Source organism: Pseudotamlana agarivorans (genome assembly GCF_018860245.1).
GTDB classification, from domain to species: domain Bacteria; phylum Bacteroidota; class Bacteroidia; order Flavobacteriales; family Flavobacteriaceae; genus Pseudotamlana; species Pseudotamlana agarivorans_A.
The window spans coordinates 317440-336703 of sequence record NZ_JAHKPD010000013.1 but is presented as its reverse complement, the minus strand read 5'-3'; the positions used below and the strand labels follow the sequence as shown (position 1 = coordinate 336703).

Here is a 19264-nt window from a genome sequence, read left to right as displayed (position 1 = left end):
TGAAAAAGGTTTCTATATTTGCACCCGCATTCAGGGAATACCTGATGAGGCACTCAGGAGAAATGGCAGAGTGGTCGAATGCGGCAGTCTTGAAAACTGTTGAGGGTCACACCTCCGGGGGTTCGAATCCCTCTTTCTCCGCAAGGAATACATTAAATTCCATTAAAAGCCCGTAAACATTATGTTTATGGGCTTTTTTCATTCTCTTACTCTCCAAAAAAAATCATACAATATCAAATTAAAGGGATCAAGGAATATTTTTCAAGTTCTTTTTCATCACGGCTAACTCCGATAGTTTTAATGTGTTTGAATTTCCCATGACTCTTCTCAACTATCACTACATTCGTGGTTCCAGATCGGTTCTTCTTTTCATGTATAAATATGCCAAATACTGATTATCAACTAATTATGTGTTTTGACGAAAAAAAAGTGTTGAAGTCAAGAAAAACAAAAGCCCCCAATTAAGGAGGCTTTTGCGCTTATAAATAATTGTAGCAAATTGAAAAACACTCTGTATAAGCAGTACGGCAATACTTTAGTATGTTTAGTGAAATACCAAAGCCTGCCTGTTTCTCAATTATTTTATAAGTAGCTTTTTAGTTGCTGCTTTTACATTATTACTAATTTTAATAAGGTACAACCCGCTGTTTACAGGTAACTGGGTCTGATTTAAGGAAAAAGTGTTTAAAGCTGTTATCTTCTGATTTAAAATAGTTCTTCCGTTAATATCACTAATTTCTATGACACCTGAAAATACACTGCCAAAATCAATAGTTAGTTCTCCATTAGTATATGGGTTTGGATAAATACTTACGGCATTTTTAAATTCTAAATAGGTATTAGAAAGCGCTTCTTCAGCCAATGAAAAATCGTCACAGTACCCTGTGTTTTGAGACCAATACCAGAATCGATAAATTTCGTCTTGGCTGCCAGTAGTAAAGGTGATTTCCCCTTTAGAATAGCTAGTGGTTGTAAATTCAAAGTTTTCTACTAGCACATTACCGTCATGTTTACTCACGCCTAAAAAAGCGGAAGTTCCTGTTGCTGCAACTTTACCATAGGCCGAAACCGTATATGTCGTATTGGCTTTTAAGGTAACTAATTGTGCAATACTAGAATTGTTTACCGCACCAGCATGTTGTTCTGAATTTTGGTTATTGGCTACTACATTTGAAGCACCTGCACTGGCATCCCAGTTGGTTAAATCGCCCATTTCAAAACCACTATTTTTAATTAGCCCTACACTAGTTGATGGCGGTGTTGCTGTTTCGTCTTTTTCCCAAACACGAACGTAATCCACATACATAGTAGTTGGCATACCGCCCAATTTCGCTTGAGCATCTGGATCTACCTCTGGGTTTACCGCATTGTTTCGGTTGTCGTAAAATTTAACAAAAGGTTTTCTTAAACCTAGAGATAAAGTCACGTTCATTGGCCTGTGCCAATATAAGTTTGGTTTTCTAGCTACTTCTACACCATCTACATACCAGATGATTTCATTTTTATTAACTTCACAACCATAAATGTGGAAATCGGCTGTTGGATCCCATGGGGCACGCCATTTGTTTAATTGCGCATTTGGAAAAGCTTTAGGTCTTCGCCATACATCTTGCCCGTTTTCTTTCACCACGGCATGTAGGTTAAGATCCATGTCTTGAATGTCGTCTTGGTGGCCTTCATACCAATCAAATTGTTGTAGTTCTACAATATCAATTTCACTATACACAGTTTCTCCATCGCTAACTGTACGATCAAAATCGCTGTACAGCCAAAAAGCAGGACAAACCCCTTCACCTATATCGGCACCTTTTATTTTTGCTTCAAAATAACCATAAGTAAAAGTTTCATACGATTTTAAAATACCTGATTTAAAGTAGGTTCCTCCATCTGAAGCATTGTTTGGGTTTTGTCGCATGGTTAATGCAGTAATGCCGTTATCATTTTCAACATTTTGTTGGTTGTTCCATTTCCAAGCAGTAGTGTTTGGAAGGGCTTCTGTTTTTCGCCATTTAGACCAGTCGGGAGTGGGGCTGTTAAATTCATCAGAAACATTCCATTTAATGTTCCATTGGTCGTTCGGATTTTCTGTTTTTGTGGGTTTCTGGGCATATATTGTGGCGCTACATATTAGGGCTGTAGCACATAAGAAATTTCCAAAAGTTTTAAAAGAGTTAAGTTTCATTATGGGTTAAGTAATATTTGTTGAATGGTAAAGTTAAGAACAAAGCCTTGCGTCTAGTAGTATGAAATTATCTACTTATGGTTTGGAATTACCCTTTTTAATTCTTTCTTGAATCTGAAAACTTAAAATTGAACAGAAGTCTGGTTTTGAATTACTTATAAATAGATAGGCCTCCATATATTGAAGGCCTATGCATTAGTGGTAGTAAATGTAAATTAAAGTATTACATTATTTTACAATCAATTTTTTAGTTATTGATGTGTCTTTATTGCTAATTTTGATTAAGTATAAACCTTGGTTAAGGTTTGATTTGTTAATGGTTAAGACATTTTGAGTATCTATATTTTCAGTTAAGATAATTCTGCCATTTAAATCATAAAGTGTAAATTTTCCGGAAAAAGAAGCTCCAAAATCGATAGTTAGATTACCGTTTGTAAATGGATTTGGGTAGATGTTTACTTCGTTTTGAATTTCTATATTTTTATCTGAACTAGCCTTGCTTAAGTCGTTTGACTTATTGGTGATGTTGCTTAGATTCCAATAAAATACAGAGGCTTGACTTTTGTTACTAGCCGTAACTGAAATAGATTTGTTCCCGTTTAGCACCCAGTAATTATTATTGATTTTAGATTTAATGTACACGCCATCAGAGCCGTTGGATTCTATAGTGAATTTTTGTCGATTAAAAATACCAGATGCACCACAGCGCAAACTATTGTCACTTGCTGTTGTTACGTATTTGCTAGTTGAAACCGATTGTAATCCGTAGAAACCATCTTCCTTAACGACCACAAATTTTTCTAATGCATTTACATCATTTTTTGTGGCTTGTATAGCTGTGCCCGACGATTTGTTTACCGTCAAGTATAATCCTGCATTTGATTGTAGAGATATGGTTTGCCCTGCTTGTGGAAGTCCTGATGTTCCACTCCCGTTATCATTATCGTTATTGGAGTTAACCGTGATGTTGCAACTTGCAGAAAAGTTACCATCGGTTGTTTTTACTTGAACGGTAGTAGTGCCGTCTTTTAGCGCTTGAATTTGTCCGTTTTGATTGATGGAAATAATAGCGGTGTTTCCAGCCGACCAAGTCACATTTTTATTGGAAGCATTTTGAGGCAAAATAGTAGCACTCAAAGTTTTTGAGTCCCCAACGTTTAAACTAAGGTTGCTGTTGCTTAAAGTAACTCCTGTAACCTTTATTGTAGTGTTGTTATCATCATCATTTTTGTCACTACCACCTTCAGTAAGCGTAAAATCATCGCAATAAGCAGTTCCAGAAGACCAGAACCAAATTCTGTAAATTTCTTCTTGGTTTCCTGTAGTCATAGTAAATTCTCCTTTAGAATAGGAAGTGCTAGAGAATTCGTGGTTTTTTACAACAGCATTGGTAGCATGCTTATTGATACCCATAAAAGCGGTATTTCCAGAAGTTACTTTTCCAAAAGCGGAAATTGTATAGGTCGTGTTTGCTTTTAAGGTAACCAATTGTGCGATACTTGAATTATTAACTGAACCAGCATGTTGTCCAGATTTTTGGTTGTTGCTAATTACTGTAGAAGCCCCAGCACTAGCGTCCCAGTTGTTTAGGTTTCCGGTTTCAAATCCTTCATTTTGTAATTTTCCCATGCCAGTACTTGGTGGTGTAGTTGAAGTTCCTGATTTTTCCCAAACACGAACGTAATCTACATACATGGTGGTTGGCATTCCGTCTAATTTAGCTCTAGCAGCTGCATTGGTCTCTGGGTTTACTGCGTTATTTCGGTTGTTGTAGAATTCTACAAAAGGTTTTCTAAGTCCGAGTGATAGAGTCACATTCATTGGTCTGTGCCAGTAAGTGTTTGGTTTTCTGCCAACTTCCACGCCATCTACATACCAGATGATTTCTTGTTCGTTTACCTCACAGCCATAAATATGGAAGTCTTTAGTAGGATCCCAGGGTGCGCGCCATTTATTTAGTTGCGCGTCTGGATAGGCTTTTGGTCTACGCCATACATCTTGTCCGTTTTGTTTTACTACGGCGTGTAGATTCAAATCCATATCGCGTATATCGTCTTGGTGACCTTCGTACCAGTCAAATTGTTGTAATTCTACGATGTCGATTTCACTATATACAGTTTGTCCGTTAGAAACGCTACGATCAAAATTACTGTAAAGCCAAAACGAAGGGCAAACGCCTTCGCCAATATCGGCCCCTTTTATTTTTGCTTCAAAATAGCCATAAGTAAAAGTAGCATACGATTTTAATATTCCCGATTTAAAGTAAGTGTCTCCATCGGAAGCATTATTAGCATTTTGTCGCATGGTTAGGGCGGTAATGCCGTTGTTGTTTTCTACATTTCGTTGGTTGTCCCATTTCCAAGCAGTAGTATTAGGAAGTCCGGAAGTTTTTTGCCATTTACTCCAATCAGGCGAAGTACTGTTAAACTCATCGGAGGCATTCCATTTAATCTGCCATTGGTCGTTGGGGTTTTCAGTTTTTGTAGGTTTTTGTGCGTGAAGCATTCCGGTGGTGGTCAGAATAGCAGAAACGCAAACAATTTTACCCACTTTTTTAAAGGTGTTTAAATGTTTCATTTTGTTAAAATTAGTTGAGTAGTAAAAATACTTCGTGTTTTTCGCTATAAATGTCTCGTATTTATCTATTTATAGTCTGTAATTACCTTTATTGAACTAATTAAGTATCTATTTTGACTTTTTTGATTAGAAGTGTATGAGCTTTGTTTTTTGATAAGGCATATAAAAAGTGCGAGCGAGTTTACCCAGAGCGTAGACGAAGAAAGCCTGATTATGCTGTCGTTCAAAACGGATTGTTGTTATTTTGCTGTTAAAAAAAGATATGACAGTGTTGGCTTGGGAATTGATTCTAAACGCTTTGTGAAATACAAATGCATAGGAAGTGGAACAAAATGAAAATACATTTTCCCTATTAAGGAAGCGGAGTTGATTTTCGCTTTTTAGTTGGAATGAAGTGTTCTTTTCCAGTCCCGATAGCTATCTGAACGGAAAGGGTTAACGAAATGGAAAATCAAAAGTGAGGATTATGTCCAAGATCTTGTTAATGAAGCCCTTTTCCTGAAACGTAGCTTTTCGCGGCACGCAAGCGAATGTGCTGATTGGGAGAAAATTGTTTCATTATAAGTAAACATTATTGCGGCATAAAAATCGTTATTAATTAATATGCAATATGGCTTTAATGTATTTGAAATTTTCATTACCGATTAGCTCAAGGGTATTCCTCTATCTTTGTTGCTTCTCAATATTCCCGTATTGTAACAATAATTTGGTAATAAGCCTGAAAAAAACATCCAAATCACCTAATTCGATATACCCATCTAAAACTTTCGTTTACCAAATTCACTTTCAATAAATTTAGACTCATCTTTTCTATAATTGAAGACATACGTTAAATTTAAAAACACCATATCGACTTCGTAAACGTAGTTCGTGGTAGTATAAAAGGAATCTTCTTGCCAGATCGTTATGCGCTACTCGTTAATATCTAACAGCCCCATATCAAAATTTTGCCATTGCAATATAGCTACAAACTGATTATCGAAAAAGGACTTTTTAAAAGATAAATTAGGCGAGTAAAATCTGGAATCCTCTCCTTGTGCGGTTACACGATCTGAGAGGTAATTAAAGTTAAATTGCATGGATGCTGTTTCAGAAAAACTGTAGATAGAATTTATATTTAAGGAATATACAAAACTACTAGTATCGATTTTATTTCCGTTGTAAGCCCCATCAATGGCAAAATTATACAAGTTAGCGCCTATAGAATTCTTCCACGATTCGGTGATTTTAAATCCTGAGCCTACTTCTAAACCTAAAGATTTCCCCTGCCTACGTTTGAATAAATTCTGTTTAATATCGTATCACTATACACGGTATTGACGCGAATGATTAAGTTTTTCACATCACGGTAATAGGCTGTTCCGTAAAGTGATTTTCCGTTTTCAAAGTCTTTTACTACCCCTACTTCTACTAAATCGATAAACTCTGGTTTTAACATTGGGTCACCCTGATCAAGGGTTTTATAATATTAACACTCTATAAACCAACAACATAATAGGTGATTAAATAACACAATCCTACTACTAAAATCAATACAACAAAACCCAATTCGGGTAAATATCATTTAGTTAGAGGTAATATTAAATCAGTAAACAGCTTTAAATATAATTTAATTTGTAAGTGATTATTTTCACATATTCGCAATGTTACTCACAAATAAATATAAATAAACCTTTTTTATAATTCAAACACAATTAATCCTAATTCAAAATAGATGCCAATGAATAAAACTAAAAACAAAAAAAACTAACAACAAACTAACTACATTAACAAACAATTTTATGAAATTAAACAAACTAATTAAGACTGAAATCAATTCTAACATTTGGAGTGAATTGATTGACAAAAAACATAAGTATGGTATACTTTCACTGTTTATATGTCAAGCCATATCACCTACTCCTATATTTGCTGCCACAAAATCAGTTGACAATGGTACTCCGAAAAAAGTTGAAATCACACAACAAACCATTACAGGAACCGTCTCTGATGTAGATGGACCATTGCCAGGAGCATCGGTAATGATAAAAGGAACATCTACGGGAACTGTAACCGATTTTGATGGTGAATTTAACATTTCAACGACAGATAGTAATGCAACCCTAGTAATATCTTATGTAGGGTACATCACCCAAGAAATTAAAGTTGGAAATCAATCGAACATTAACATTCTTTTAGAACCCGATACCGCAGCTTTAGACGAGGTAGTCGTTGTTGGTTATACAACAAGGAAAAAGGGTGAAATTACAGGCTCAGTAAGTACTGTAAACTCTGAGTCCATAGAAAAATCTGGAAGTAAAGATTTGGCTAAATCTTTGTCTGGAAAAGTACCAGGTATGATCATTTCCGATAGAGGTGGTTACCCAGGGTCTACAGGAGATGTTGACATATTAATTCGTGGTAAAGCTACTCTAAATAATAATAACCCGCTAATACTTATTGATGGTGTACCTGCTGAGTCATTCTCTTATTTATCACCACAAGATATCGAATCATTATCAGTATTAAAAGACGGTGCTGCAGCTATTTATGGTGCTCGAGCAGCAAATGGTGTTATATTAATTACCACTAAACGTGGTAAATCAGGAAAGCCAAAAATAAATTTTAACTCTACATATAATGTATCGAAGTTTTCCGTAGAGCCTAAATTTATGAATTCGGAACAATACGCTATTTACAACAACGAAATCGCCGAACGTTATGGCCAAGCATTACCGTATTCGCAAGCGGACATCGATAAATATGCTGCCGGAAACGATCCCTTTTACCCAAGTACAGACTGGTCTGATTTAACATTTGCTAATTCGTCTCCAGAAGCTAGAAACTCATTATCTATTTCGGGAGGAAGTGAAAACGTAAACTATTTTGTGGGTGCAGATGCCATATCACAAGTAGGTATGTTTCATTCTGGTGATCTAAATTTCAAGCAAAATCAAATTCGCTCTAATCTAGATATTAAAATTGTAGAAAATTTCAAAATAGGAGTTGATCTTTCTGGCCGTTTTGGGACCAATAAAGAACCTGGTGTTGATGCAAATTATATTTACAAGCACATTTATACCAATTTACCAACCGAAGTAGGCATCTACCCTAACGGACTTGTAGCTTGGGGGGGAGAAAACGGATCTAACCCGTATATCATGTCAACTTCTGAATCTGGTTTTGTAGAAAATGACAACAACGATTTGAGAGGCCGATTTTCTTATGACATCAACTTAAACAACTGGATAAAAGGACTTGAACTTAAAGGTTTTGCCAGTGTACAAAAAGAAAGCTACGATGAAAAATCATGGTACACCCCATGGGAAGTATACACCTACCAAGAAGGTACTGGTGACTACATCGAAGAGCCAGGATATTCACAACAAGGAAACAAAAGCATACTTCGTGAAACCTATTGGGAAATGAACAATACCCTATTTAACGCCACCATTCATTACCGCAATATGTTTGCCGAGAAGCATACAGTAAGTGGATTTGTAGGTATGGAACAAGCTACTACAAACCAAAGAACTTTTTGGGCAGAGCGTAGAGATTTCCCATCAGATAACCACCCGGAACTTTTTGCAGGAAGTGATGAGGGGCAAATATCTTATGGAACATCTCAAGAATGGGCGCGTTTAAACTTCTTCGGATCACTTTCTTATGATTTTAAAAAGAAGTATTTCGTAGATTTTACCATACGACGTGATGGATCAAGTAATTTTGGTGAAGGCAACCGCTTCGGAACATTTCCTGGTGTTGCTGCGTCTTGGGCGATTGACAAAGAAGGTTTTATGGATAATGCCAATTGGATTAACGCCTTAAGACTAAGAACTTCTTGGGCATTAATGGGTAACGATCGAATTGACGCATTTCAATATTTAACACGATACAGTTACGGCGGACCAACAAATGCTGCACAACCTAACTATTACATTTTTGGAACCAATGGATCGAGACAAAATGGTTATACAAGTACCAATGTACCTAATCCAGATATTACATGGGAAACCGCCGACATGAAAAACATTGGTCTTAACATGTCATTATTCGATGGTAGATTTAATGCCGATTTTAACTACTTCTACCAAAAGCGTGAAAATATATTAATTACGCGAAACGCCTCTATACCAGAAGCTGCTGGACTTACCTTACCAGAAGAAAACTTAGGTAAAGTAGATAATTTTGGCTGGGAAGCTGAAGCCTCATGGAGTGCTAGCGTTAATGAAAACTTCCATTACAATATTGGAGGTAATTTTACGCAAGCTAAAAACGAAGTTGTTTATCTAGATGAAGCCGCAGATGTTCCAGAAGGGCTAAAACAAGAAGGTCATCCAATGGATTCATACATCGTATACCCAACAAATGGGCTATTTAGAGATCAAGACGAAGTTAATGCCGCACCAGCAAAACTTGACGGAACCGTAGAAGGTGAACCATACTATGTAGATACCGATGGTAACGGAGTTATTGATGCTAACGATAGAACTAGAGCTTATACCTCAGCCACACCAGAAATACAATACGGCGTGTTTGGAGGATTTACCTACAAAAACTTAGACTTTAGTTTTTTATTCCAAGGCCAAGCTAAAGCAGAAACCTTAGTGTTTTTTGATCAAGCAGGAGCAAGACCAGAATTTGTTTACAACGACCGCTGGACTCCAGATAATAGAGATGCAAGCTACCCAAGAGCATTTGGACAAAGTGACGAATACAGCGGCAACCAAAGTGGAGATCAAGAGAACTTCGAAGGTGCTGACTTGTATTTAAAAGACGCCTCTTTTTTAAGACTTAAAGAAATTGAATTAGGATACACGCTAACTAAAGAAAAAAGCACCTTCGCTGATATCCGATTTTTTGTTAGAGGATTCAACCTCTTTACCATGTTTTCAGACATCGCAGATGCAAACCTAGACCCAGAGGCTTTAGGCTATAATAACTTTAGAGGAAGCACTTACCCTTCTTTAAAAACATTCACATTAGGTCTAAATCTTAATTTTTAAATCGTATTAATTATGAAATATAAAACTTATATAATAAAATTTATCTGTACGCTATCACTCTTTGCCTCACTTGGCTGTGAAGACACATTAGATGTAACAGCATCAGATGCCTTTTCAGAAGATCTGGTTTATAGCGACCCCGACCAAGTAGAAAATTTAGTTTACACTGCATATAATAGCACCGAAGGTTGGTCGGTAAACCGATTTAATTGGTGGGGTAGACGATTCAATATTGAGGCCGCTTCATTTGAAGCTAAATTTAACTTTAATGATTTAGATCAATTCCGTTTAAGAGCAGAATGGACACCTAGTAATGTTGGTGTTTTAGCAGATAAATGGCAAAACTATTTTGATTACGTACGTTCAATAAACGAATTTTTAGATCGCATAGATAACAGTGGAGCCATGGCAAAAGATCCTGACCAGACCAATGTTTTAAAAGCAGAAATGCGTTTCTTACGTGCTAATGTATACCGAAAACTTATTAACTATTTCGGAGGTGTTCCTATCATGGAGCATGCCTTAGGTTTAGATGATGATTTCAACCTAGTACGTAATAGTTATGAGGAATGTGTCGATTTTATAGTTAACGAGCTCGATGAAGCTATCGTATACCTTCCTACAGACCGTCCAGGTGATGAGTTTGGAAGAGCTACAAAATTATCAGCCTTAGCTGTTAAATCTAGAACGTTACTCTACGCAGCAAGTAAACTACATGATCCTAGTTACGCACCTAGTAACGACCCGCTGTATACCTACAACAAACCTAATAAATGGTTGGATGCCTCTAATGCTGCCAAGGCAGTCATTGACATGGTGGGGTATAGAGATCTTATTTCAGTAGCAAATGCAAAAGATTACCAAGATTTGTTTCTATCGCCTAATCAAGACATTCTATTTGCTAGACCTTATGGTGCTGAATATTATGAATTTGGACTTGATGCCAATTCTCTTTGGGATTTAACACAAAGCCCTAACGGTTATGGTGGCTGGGCACTGTCATCACCTACTCCTGCTTTTACAATGCAATTTAACATGAATGATGGTAGCAGTACTTCAAGCAGCGCTTTTAATCCAGATGAAATAAACGAAAACCGAGAAATGCGTTATTACGCTAATCTTTTATTTAATGGTGCTGACTTTAGAGGAAGAAACGTGCAATATTATTTATCAGACGATGTAAATACTTACCCGCATGGGTTAGATTCACCTGAAGGCACCGGAAATGCACTTCACTCCTCTAAAACCGGATATAATATTAGAAAATTCCAAGATGAAAATGTAGAAGTTGCTGGTGGTATTTCACCACAACGTCCATTTATTCTATTTCGTTTGGCCGAGATTTATCTTAATTATGCTGAAGCTCAGTATCATTTAGGAAATGAAGCATTAGCTTTAGAAGCACTAAATAAAGTCTCTAAACGAGCATTGCAACCAGTAATTAACACCAGCGGCACCGATTTATTAGAAGCTATTCGAAGAGAACGCCGCGTAGAGTTATGTTTTGAAGGCCATAACTTTTTTGATGAAAGACGTTGGATGATCGAATCGCATTTAGGGATGCAAATTGACGGTTTAAAATGGAAAAAAGCCTCAGATGGCACGGAGTATTACAACATTGAACCTGTCGTTACCAGACCTTGGAGTGACAAAATGTACTATCTCCCAATACCTCAAACAGAGGTAGAGAAAGCGCCGTCTATAAAACAAAATTACGGTTACTAAAATATATTAATAAAAGCCGTAAGTTCTTTAGTTTAGTTTAGTTTTAAGGCTCTACAAGTTCCGTAGAGCCTTATTTTTTAGATAATTATTATTTACATTAATAACCTAATCTAAGTTTACTATTTTTAAATAACGAACTATAAGTATCAAAATAAAACAACCTCTAAAAACTTAGAAGTAAACTAGAATCAGTAAATTTCAAACATTAAGTAATCAAATAGGACTTAGTATGATAACGTTAAATATAAATGGAAAAAACCACGAAATAGATGCAGATCCAAGCATGCCGCTTCTTTGGGCTTTACGTGATATAATAGGATACACTGGAACAAAATACGGTTGCGGAAAAGGCTTGTGCGGCTCCTGCATGGTTTTAATGGATGGTACTGCGATAAATTCTTGCCTAATGCCAGTATCTGCAATGCAAGGCAGAACTTTAATTACTATAGAAGGTGAAACAGAAAACCTTCAAAAACTTCAGCAATCTTGGGCCGATTTAAATGTTCCACAATGTGGATTCTGCCAACCAGGTCAATTAATATCAGCAACAGCTTTATTAAACAAAAACCCAAAACCATCTGAAGAAGACATAGACAACGCTATGGCCAGAAACATATGCCGATGTGGCACGTATCAACGCATTAAAAAAGCCATACAAAATACGGCTGAAATAAAAATTAAACAATAATTATGGCTCCTATAAAAAACATAAGTAGACGACATTTTTTAAAGAATATGGGCCTAGCTTCTGGAGGTTTAATTTTGGCAACATCGTTGTCTTCATTTTCTCATTTAACGGAAGACCATTTAAAAAAAGAGACTTTCAATCCGAATTTATTTATTGAATTATTACCTGATGGCCGTTTAATTTTAGTAGCATCTCGTTCTGAAATGGGACAAGGTATTCGTACTTCTCTAACCTCTGTGATTGCAGATGAAATGGAAGCCGATTGGAGTCGAGTAACTGTAAAACAAGCTACAGGTAATGCCATTTACGGAGACCAAAATACAGACGGCTCCAAAAGCGTTAGAAACCTATACCAAAGCATGCGAGAAATGGGTGCCACCGCAAAAGCTATGTTAATATCTGCCGCTTCAAAAACGTGGAAAGTTCCTGAAACTGAATGTACAGCCGAAAATCATTTTGTCATACATACCACTGGTAAAAAAATAGGGTATGGTGACTTGGTTTCAACTGCTATTACATTAGATATTCCAGAGAATGTTAAATTAAAATCTTCTAAAGATTTTAAATACATTGGAAAAGAATTACCAAGTATCGATGTCCATGATATCGTATCAGGTAAAGCTATTTTTGGCTTAGACAAACGCGTTCCAAACTTAAAATTTGCTGCAATTAAACGCTGCCCTGTAACCTTTGGATCTGTAAAATCATTTGACAAAACAGATGTCCTAAAAATACCTGGTGTTATAGATGTTATTGAAGTGCCACGTATTATCAAACCGTTTGGGGCCTTAGGTGGCGTAGCGGTAATCGCAACCAGTACCTGGGCTGCTTTTAAAGGCAAAGAAGCCTTAAAAATTGATTGGGATTATGGAGCTAATGCCGAATACACTACCAACACTTTTATAACGGAGCTTACAGAAACGGTTCAAAAGCCAGGAAAGGTAAATAAAAGTAAAGGTAACATCGATCAAGCTTTTACCAAAGGTGACAAGCTTATTGAGCACACTTACCAACTACCACATTTAGTACACACCCCTATGGAAGTACCTAATGCCATTTCATGGGTAAAAGACGGAACTTGTGAAGTTTGGGCTCCTCTTCAAACACCGCAAGCTGCACGAAAAGAAGTTGCCGATTACCTCGGTATCAACCAGGAAAAAGTCACTGTAAACGTAACGCTATTAGGTGGTGGTTTTGGTCGTAAATCAAAACCAGATTATGTGGTAGAAGCCACAATTCTATCTAAAGAAATTCAAGGCCCAGTTCAGGTGGTTTGGACAAGAGAAGACGACATTCAACATAGTTATTATCACACCACATCCGCTCAATATCTAAAAGCTAGTCTAGATAATAGCGGCAGGGTTACTGGTTGGCTACACCGCTTGGCATTACCTACTATAAAATCAACATTTCAGCCGGGAGCAAACTATCCTTTAGGAGGCGAAATAGGAAGCGCACTAAATGTACCATATGATATACCCAACATGCAATTTGAAACAGGTAAAGCAGATGCCCACCTTAGAATTGGTTGGTTACGTTCGGTTGTTAATATTCCAAACGCTTTTTGTATAAATGTTTTTTCTGATGAATTAGCTTATGAAGCCGGTATAGACCCCTTAGAGTTTAGGCTACAACTTATAGGCTCCGATCGTATTGAAAAGACTAAGGAGAAATTTAAATACGATACTGCCAAATTAAAACATGTTTTAAAAAAAGCCGCTAAAAATGCAGGCTATGGTAATAGTTTACCTGAAGGACATGCCATTGGTTTAGCAGTACACTATAGCTTCTTCTCGTATGTGGCTGCAGCGATAGAAGTATCCATTGTAGACAACAAAGTAAAAATCCACAATGTTAATATGGTTATTGATTGTGGAGTCGCAGTTAACAAAAACTCCGTGAGAGCACAAATGGAAGGCGCAGTAATCTTTGGTTTATCTCTGGCGTATTATGGTAATATTTCAACAACCAATGGGCAAGTAGAACAAAACAATTTTAATGATTATAAAATGATTAGAATGACAGAAGCCCCAAAAACACATGTTGAAATTATTGAAAGTAAATCTGCACCAACTGGTGTTGGAGAGCCTGGTGTTCCCGTAATTGCTCCTGCCCTAGTTAACGCCATTTTTAAAGCAACAGGGCAACGTTATAGAAGCCTTCCACTTTCAAAACACGGAATTGTTTAAAATTAAAATTTTACACATAAAAAAACTTTAAGACTTATGGTCTTAAGGTTTTTTTATTTCAATTAATAAAATTAATTAATTGCCTTTTTCACTAAAGACTCAGGAATTAACCCATGGTCATTCCCCCAGCTATTTGTTATATAGTTCAACACATCAGTCAATGCTTTAGGATCTAAATCATGACTAGGCATTACACCATTATAAGTCACACCGTTAACAACAATTTCACCGCTTAATCCACCTAAAATCTCCTTAGCAGCACGTGGAATGTTCTCTAATAAGTAATCGGACTTAGCCAAAGGAGGAAATGCACCTACTATACCATCTCCTGTTTCCATATGACAAGCAATACATTGTACATTATAAATTTCCTTACCGCGTTTCATACGATCATCTAAGGCACTTTGGCCCATTACAAAACTAGAACATAAACACATGCCCAAAACCATAAAAATTTGTTTCATTTTAATATTATTAATTAATAATTATTTTCAACCGAAAAACATCCAAGTTTATGTTACATTTTAACAGTAACTATCAGTTATTCTCATAACAAGAGTCATACCCCCTTAAATCGGCTATGTAAGCTTCCCCATATTAGAATTGCTTAATTTTCTAAAACTTGTTTATAATCACTGTTTATTAAATTAACAAGCTTTCAAAGCTATAATTAACTGAACATAAAAAGTTGATCATAAACATTAAATTTCATTTATTTTTATAATGCGCTATATAATCAGCTTCTGAGTCTATATCTACAACGGTCCTCTTATCTGAAACAACAGTTTGTACAAACTTTGAATGTGCTTTCAAAAGATGTTTAGCTCCGCTATCTTCCACAAGACTAATTAAAGAATTGGCATATGTAGCATCAAAAACAACAGGTACTCCAAATTTATTTTTATGATATGATGTTGCTACAATTTGCTTAGAATTTGGTTTGTATGCGTCAATCAGTCGTTCCAAATGCGAAACATCTACAAAAGGTTGATCTCCTAAAACCATTAGAAAACCATCATGCTTTTTTTTTGAATTTACTATATGCTGTACACCACAACTTATTGATGTACCCAACCCCAAATGCCAAGATTCGTTTTTAAGAATAGTAACTGGATATGAATCCAACACGGCTTTCACTTTCGAATAATTCGCCCCCAAAACAACAAAGATTTCCACCGGGTTTAATTTCAAAACCGTTTTACAAACATACTCAATTAAGGTAGAATTGCCCCAAGGTAACAACTGTTTAGCAGTCCCCATTCTCTTTGATTCACCCGCCGCTAATATTATAATCGGTAATTTTGAAGAAGCCATAAAGAGGTATATATTATCTATGCATGAATACTTCCCAATTTTTCTGAAAGACACATTGGATTTTGTTGATGTACTACAGCTAATATTTCAGAAATAATAGAAATTGCAATTTCTTGTGGTGTTTCTGCTCCTATATTGAGCCCTGCCGGACCATGAATACGATCAAAAAAAGTGTCAGAAGAAATATCTTCAGTTAAGTACTCTAACATTTGAGATAAAAGTTGATCTCTTCTTTTTGCAGGCCCTAGCAAACCTAAATATACAGGTTTGGAATGAATCAAACTTAAAAGGTTTTTTAAATCGCCAGCAAAATTATGAGACATTAAAACAATAGCTGTTTGGCTATCAATCAGGCTAACATCAAAGGCTCCGTTTTCAACGGTTAAGAAAACAGAAGCTCCGGGGAAATCATTTATAGTTTTACTCGATTTTAGATCTGAAACAACAATAACCTCCCAACCTATTATTTGCCCAAACTGACACAATTGTACAGCGTCATGCTCTGATCCAAAAATAACAAGTCTAAAACAGGGTTTTAAAATTTGCGAAAATACTTCAACACTTTCCACATCATGTAAATTGGCGTTTCTATTTGAAAGTGGATATATTTTATCCCCTAACACTATGGAAGACCCTAATATTTGATTTACACCAACTTCCATCATATAAGAGGTGTCAATTTTAAAAAGCCTTCGTTCCTCTAAAAAAGTTCTGAAAATATTTAAAAATGAATCATCTAACCTCATAGGCTCTATAAGTATGGTGAGTACACCTTCACATCCCAATCTATAACGACCATCATATTTTATAACTTTTGAAATCGATGTTTCAAAAACAGAATCACTTTGACGTTTCACTTCTTGTTCTACACAACCACCGCTTACAGCTCCAATCATTTTACCATTGGACTGGATTAACATCCTAACGCCTGGCCTGCGATAAGACGATCCTTCTAGGTGTACAACCGTAGACAAAACACAATCAAGCTTATGTGACTTTGCTTCAAAATAAGCGTCTATTATTTTTTTAAATTCAAAAGTCATTACTGGCATTTAAAATTATTAATTACAACTAAAAAGCAATTTCATTAAAAATCTGACAAAAAATTCAGAATAAGACAACAAAAATATTTAATTAAATAACCTCTTCGTATGTAGCGAATTTCCAATGAATTTAGGGAAATAACAAACTCCCATATTCCTTATAATTACCTATTTAGTTGCCTTTAATTACGCAGTACTACATTCACAAAAACATTGGTAACAAAAAAAAGTTTAGAAAGCACATGAACCCCTAGCTAACAGAGATTTAAGTTGTAATTTGATTAATTATAAAACTGACTTTGTTACCCAATTTACTTTCAATAATAAAAACAACTTTAGCTCAAAAAATATTAACACCGGTAAAGTCTACAATAGAAATTACCGGTATTAAAGATAATTTTAGACACAAAACAACTTTTACTCACGAATAGAAGTCGAAATTAGTATCTAATAGAGTCCTTATTTATATGAATAGAACTCGTCCGCATTTTCTTAAAGCAGTTTAAAGTTTCATAACCTTTTCAATTGAAACAACACCATCGGCTTTCACCCTTAAGAGATACAAGCCTTGAGATAAATTAGAAACATCTACTCTGGGATTATTAATAAGTTTACCTGATACTTTCTTTATGATCTCTCCGGACATAGACAATACTTCTATTTCCAAATCATTAATTGGTTTATTAAAATTCAAGTTAAAAAAGTCTGATGATGGATTTGGAAAAATACTTAATTCCGATTTTAAAATTTCTTCAACACCAAGTGTTAACGATGAGCTTTCTAAGAGCCTATCATAGCCTGGCAAAGTACCATCGTCCCATAAAAAACTATGAGTGTGACCGCTACCATCACCATCATTGTCATACCAAGCAGGTTTTACATCTTTGAAATCTGCCACAATGGTAACCGCTTTATCTAAAATATCTTGAATTATTTGTTCAGCATTAGGTTCAGAACTTCTTAGGTTTGTGGTTTCACCTGGATCATTTAAAACATCATACAAACGCCAGTCACCATTACCTCCAGTCTTAACTATTTTCCATTTCCCGTAAGCGATACCTCCATTATGAAAGCCATTATACGGTCTCATAATAAGCAATGGTTCATCTGGTCTAGCGTCTTGCCCAGCAATTAACTTATCCATAAAATCAACACCATCAATTATTTTTCCATTTGGCACCGCTGCACCTGCCAAATTTACAAGTGTAGGGTATAAATCTAAAGAACTTATTTGATGGTCATACGTGGTATTCCCAGAAATTTCATTTGGCCAATGCACAAACATAGGTACTTTATGTCCACCATCATTTACACTTCCTTTTAAGGCGTCAAGTGGGTAATTTACAGCGCCTTTACTATAGGTATAACCGCCATTATCACTTAAAAATATAATGACTGTGTTATTAAACACATCCATATCTTTTTTCAATTCAGTAACTAATCTACCTATATTGGCATCCATATTGGTTACCATAGTAGCATAGATAACACGATCTTCAACAAATTCTTCAATTTTAGCAGGGTGCTCTGCCTCTGGCCACTTCGTTACCTGATTTGACTCTCTTATATAGGCGCTATTTCTTATTAAATCTTCAAAATTTGGATTATCTAGCTTAAATTGAGCTATTTCATCAGAGGGCGCTTCCAAAGGCGTATGTGGTGCATTATATGCTAAATACATAAAAAACGGATCAGGCTTACCTACATTAGTATTTATATAATCAATAGCATCATCAGTTAAAATATCCGTTAAGTAATCTTCATCTGGTGCATCGCTAAATTCATTTTCATCAACATAAGCTCTGTTCCTCCATAATGGGTCTTGGTATTCATTGGTTACAACAACACCATTTCCAGTTCTTCTGTAAAAGGAATCTTCATATTTTTCTTCAAAATAACCTTTACCACCTCCTAACATACCAAAGAAATAGTCAAACCCTCTATCTAGAGGTTGATGTTGTCCTTCAACAAATCCTAAGTGCCACTTTCCAAAGGCTGCAGTGTTATAGTCACTATCTTGAAGTATTTCTGGAAAAAACGTTTCGCTTGTAGGAAGCCCCAATGTTGTGGTTACATCGTTAGGTAGATTGTATTGTGCACCTAATCTATGTGGTAACACACCAGACATGATTGCTGCCCTACTTGGACCGCAAAATGGGTGCGCTACATGGGCATTATTTAAAATTACACCCTGGTCTGCTAATGCATCAATGTTTGGTGTTGGAATAACCCCTAGATCTTCAGGAAAGTTAGAATCTCTATTAAAACCAACATCGGCATAGCCTAAGTCGTCGGCTAAAATCACTATGACATTGGGTCTACTTCCTTGTGTTTGTCCAAATGAATAGGAAGCACATATTAAGCAAATTATTAATTTAAAAAGGGTTCTGTTGTTAAGTAAAATTTGAGTCATTATTCAATTTAGTTTTGGTTAGATAAAAATAAATTGAATAAACCAAAGGTGCTATTAGGATATTACCTCTAACTTGTAAAATATTACCTCATTCTTTTGATTTTCTTTACTATAATTCAAGAATGGAATTAAAAAGCTAAAACTCCTT

10 protein-coding genes, 1 tRNA gene and 1 pseudogene are annotated in these 19264 nt (G+C 35.8%); 5 read left to right on the top strand and 7 right to left on the bottom strand.

The window, feature by feature from the left end; all coding sequences use genetic code 11:
- The first annotated feature begins 56 nt into the window (after positions 1 to 56).
- A tRNA-Ser gene (locus KO493_RS09945) sits at positions 57 to 141 on the top strand.
- Between the two features lie 436 nt (positions 142 to 577).
- Here the strand turns inward: KO493_RS09945 and KO493_RS09940 are convergent.
- The 3 genes and pseudogenes from KO493_RS09940 to KO493_RS09930 form a co-directional block, all read right to left on the bottom strand.
- Positions 578 to 2182, bottom strand: a complete 1605-nt coding sequence (locus tag KO493_RS09940) for a family 16 glycosylhydrolase (protein WP_216067802.1) — start codon at positions 2180 to 2182, stop codon at positions 578 to 580.
- A gap of 228 nt (positions 2183 to 2410) precedes the next feature.
- Positions 2411 to 4759 (bottom strand): family 16 glycosylhydrolase, encoded by a 2349-nt coding sequence (locus KO493_RS09935; RefSeq protein WP_216067801.1) that lies wholly within the window; start codon positions 4757 to 4759, stop codon positions 2411 to 2413.
- A 911-nt stretch (positions 4760 to 5670) separates the two neighbouring features.
- Positions 5671 to 6197 (bottom strand): annotated as a pseudogene (locus KO493_RS09930) (TonB-dependent receptor domain-containing protein).
- A 343-nt stretch (positions 6198 to 6540) separates the two neighbouring features.
- On the opposite strand from KO493_RS09930, the gene KO493_RS09925 reads away from it, so the two are divergent.
- The 4 genes from KO493_RS09925 to KO493_RS09910 all read left to right on the top strand — a co-directional run bounded on the left by KO493_RS09925 (position 6541) and on the right by KO493_RS09910 (position 14346).
- Positions 6541 to 9744: a SusC/RagA family TonB-linked outer membrane protein gene (locus KO493_RS09925; RefSeq protein ID WP_216067800.1), complete on the top strand. Its 3204-nt coding sequence runs from the start codon at positions 6541 to 6543 to the stop codon at positions 9742 to 9744.
- Positions 9745 to 9756: 12 nt separating this feature from the next.
- On the top strand, positions 9757 to 11469 hold the full coding sequence (locus KO493_RS09920; RefSeq protein ID WP_216067799.1) for a RagB/SusD family nutrient uptake outer membrane protein: 1713 nt from the start codon (positions 9757 to 9759) through the stop codon (positions 11467 to 11469).
- A 229-nt stretch (positions 11470 to 11698) separates the two neighbouring features.
- Complete coding sequence (locus tag KO493_RS09915) at positions 11699 to 12157, top strand: (2Fe-2S)-binding protein (RefSeq protein ID WP_216067798.1); 459 nt, start codon at positions 11699 to 11701, stop codon at positions 12155 to 12157.
- Positions 12158 to 12159: 2 nt separating this feature from the next.
- Positions 12160 to 14346, top strand: coding sequence for a xanthine dehydrogenase family protein molybdopterin-binding subunit (locus KO493_RS09910; RefSeq protein ID WP_216067797.1), 2187 nt, complete (start codon positions 12160 to 12162; stop codon positions 14344 to 14346).
- 71 nt (positions 14347 to 14417) lie between these two features.
- On the opposite strand, the gene KO493_RS09905 is transcribed toward KO493_RS09910, so the two are convergent.
- The 4 genes from KO493_RS09905 to KO493_RS09890 form a co-directional block, all read right to left on the bottom strand.
- A complete protein-coding gene (locus tag KO493_RS09905) occupies positions 14418 to 14810 on the bottom strand; it encodes a c-type cytochrome (protein ID WP_216067796.1) in 393 nt (130 codons plus the stop codon).
- A gap of 244 nt (positions 14811 to 15054) precedes the next feature.
- Positions 15055 to 15660 carry a nucleotidyltransferase family protein gene (locus KO493_RS09900; protein WP_216067795.1) on the bottom strand — a complete coding sequence of 202 codons (606 nt, stop codon included), beginning with the start codon at positions 15658 to 15660 and terminating at the stop codon, positions 15055 to 15057.
- 17 nt (positions 15661 to 15677) lie between these two features.
- A complete protein-coding gene (locus KO493_RS09895; RefSeq protein WP_216067794.1) occupies positions 15678 to 16703 on the bottom strand; it encodes an XdhC family protein in 1026 nt (341 codons plus the stop codon).
- A 502-nt stretch (positions 16704 to 17205) separates the two neighbouring features.
- Positions 17206 to 19116: a sulfatase-like hydrolase/transferase gene (locus tag KO493_RS09890; RefSeq protein WP_216067793.1), complete on the bottom strand. Its 1911-nt coding sequence runs from the start codon at positions 19114 to 19116 to the stop codon at positions 17206 to 17208.
- Between the last annotated feature and the right edge of the window lie 148 nt (positions 19117 to 19264).

Coding starts and splice junctions, on each gene's coding strand:
- KO493_RS09940 (WP_216067802.1), bottom strand. CDS start 2,182: ATGAAACTTAACTCTTTTAAAACTTTTGGAAATTTCTTATGTGCTACA.
- KO493_RS09935 (WP_216067801.1), bottom strand. CDS start 4,759: ATGAAACATTTAAACACCTTTAAAAAAGTGGGTAAAATTGTTTGCGTT.
- KO493_RS09925 (WP_216067800.1), top strand. CDS start 6,541: ATGAAATTAAACAAACTAATTAAGACTGAAATCAATTCTAACATTTGG.
- KO493_RS09920 (WP_216067799.1), top strand. CDS start 9,757: ATGAAATATAAAACTTATATAATAAAATTTATCTGTACGCTATCACTC.
- KO493_RS09915 (WP_216067798.1), top strand. CDS start 11,699: ATGATAACGTTAAATATAAATGGAAAAAACCACGAAATAGATGCAGAT.
- KO493_RS09910 (WP_216067797.1), top strand. CDS start 12,160: ATGGCTCCTATAAAAAACATAAGTAGACGACATTTTTTAAAGAATATG.
- KO493_RS09905 (WP_216067796.1), bottom strand. CDS start 14,810: ATGAAACAAATTTTTATGGTTTTGGGCATGTGTTTATGTTCTAGTTTT.
- KO493_RS09900 (WP_216067795.1), bottom strand. CDS start 15,660: ATGGCTTCTTCAAAATTACCGATTATAATATTAGCGGCGGGTGAATCA.
- KO493_RS09895 (WP_216067794.1), bottom strand. CDS start 16,703: ATGACTTTTGAATTTAAAAAAATAATAGACGCTTATTTTGAAGCAAAG.
- KO493_RS09890 (WP_216067793.1), bottom strand. CDS start 19,116: ATGACTCAAATTTTACTTAACAACAGAACCCTTTTTAAATTAATAATT.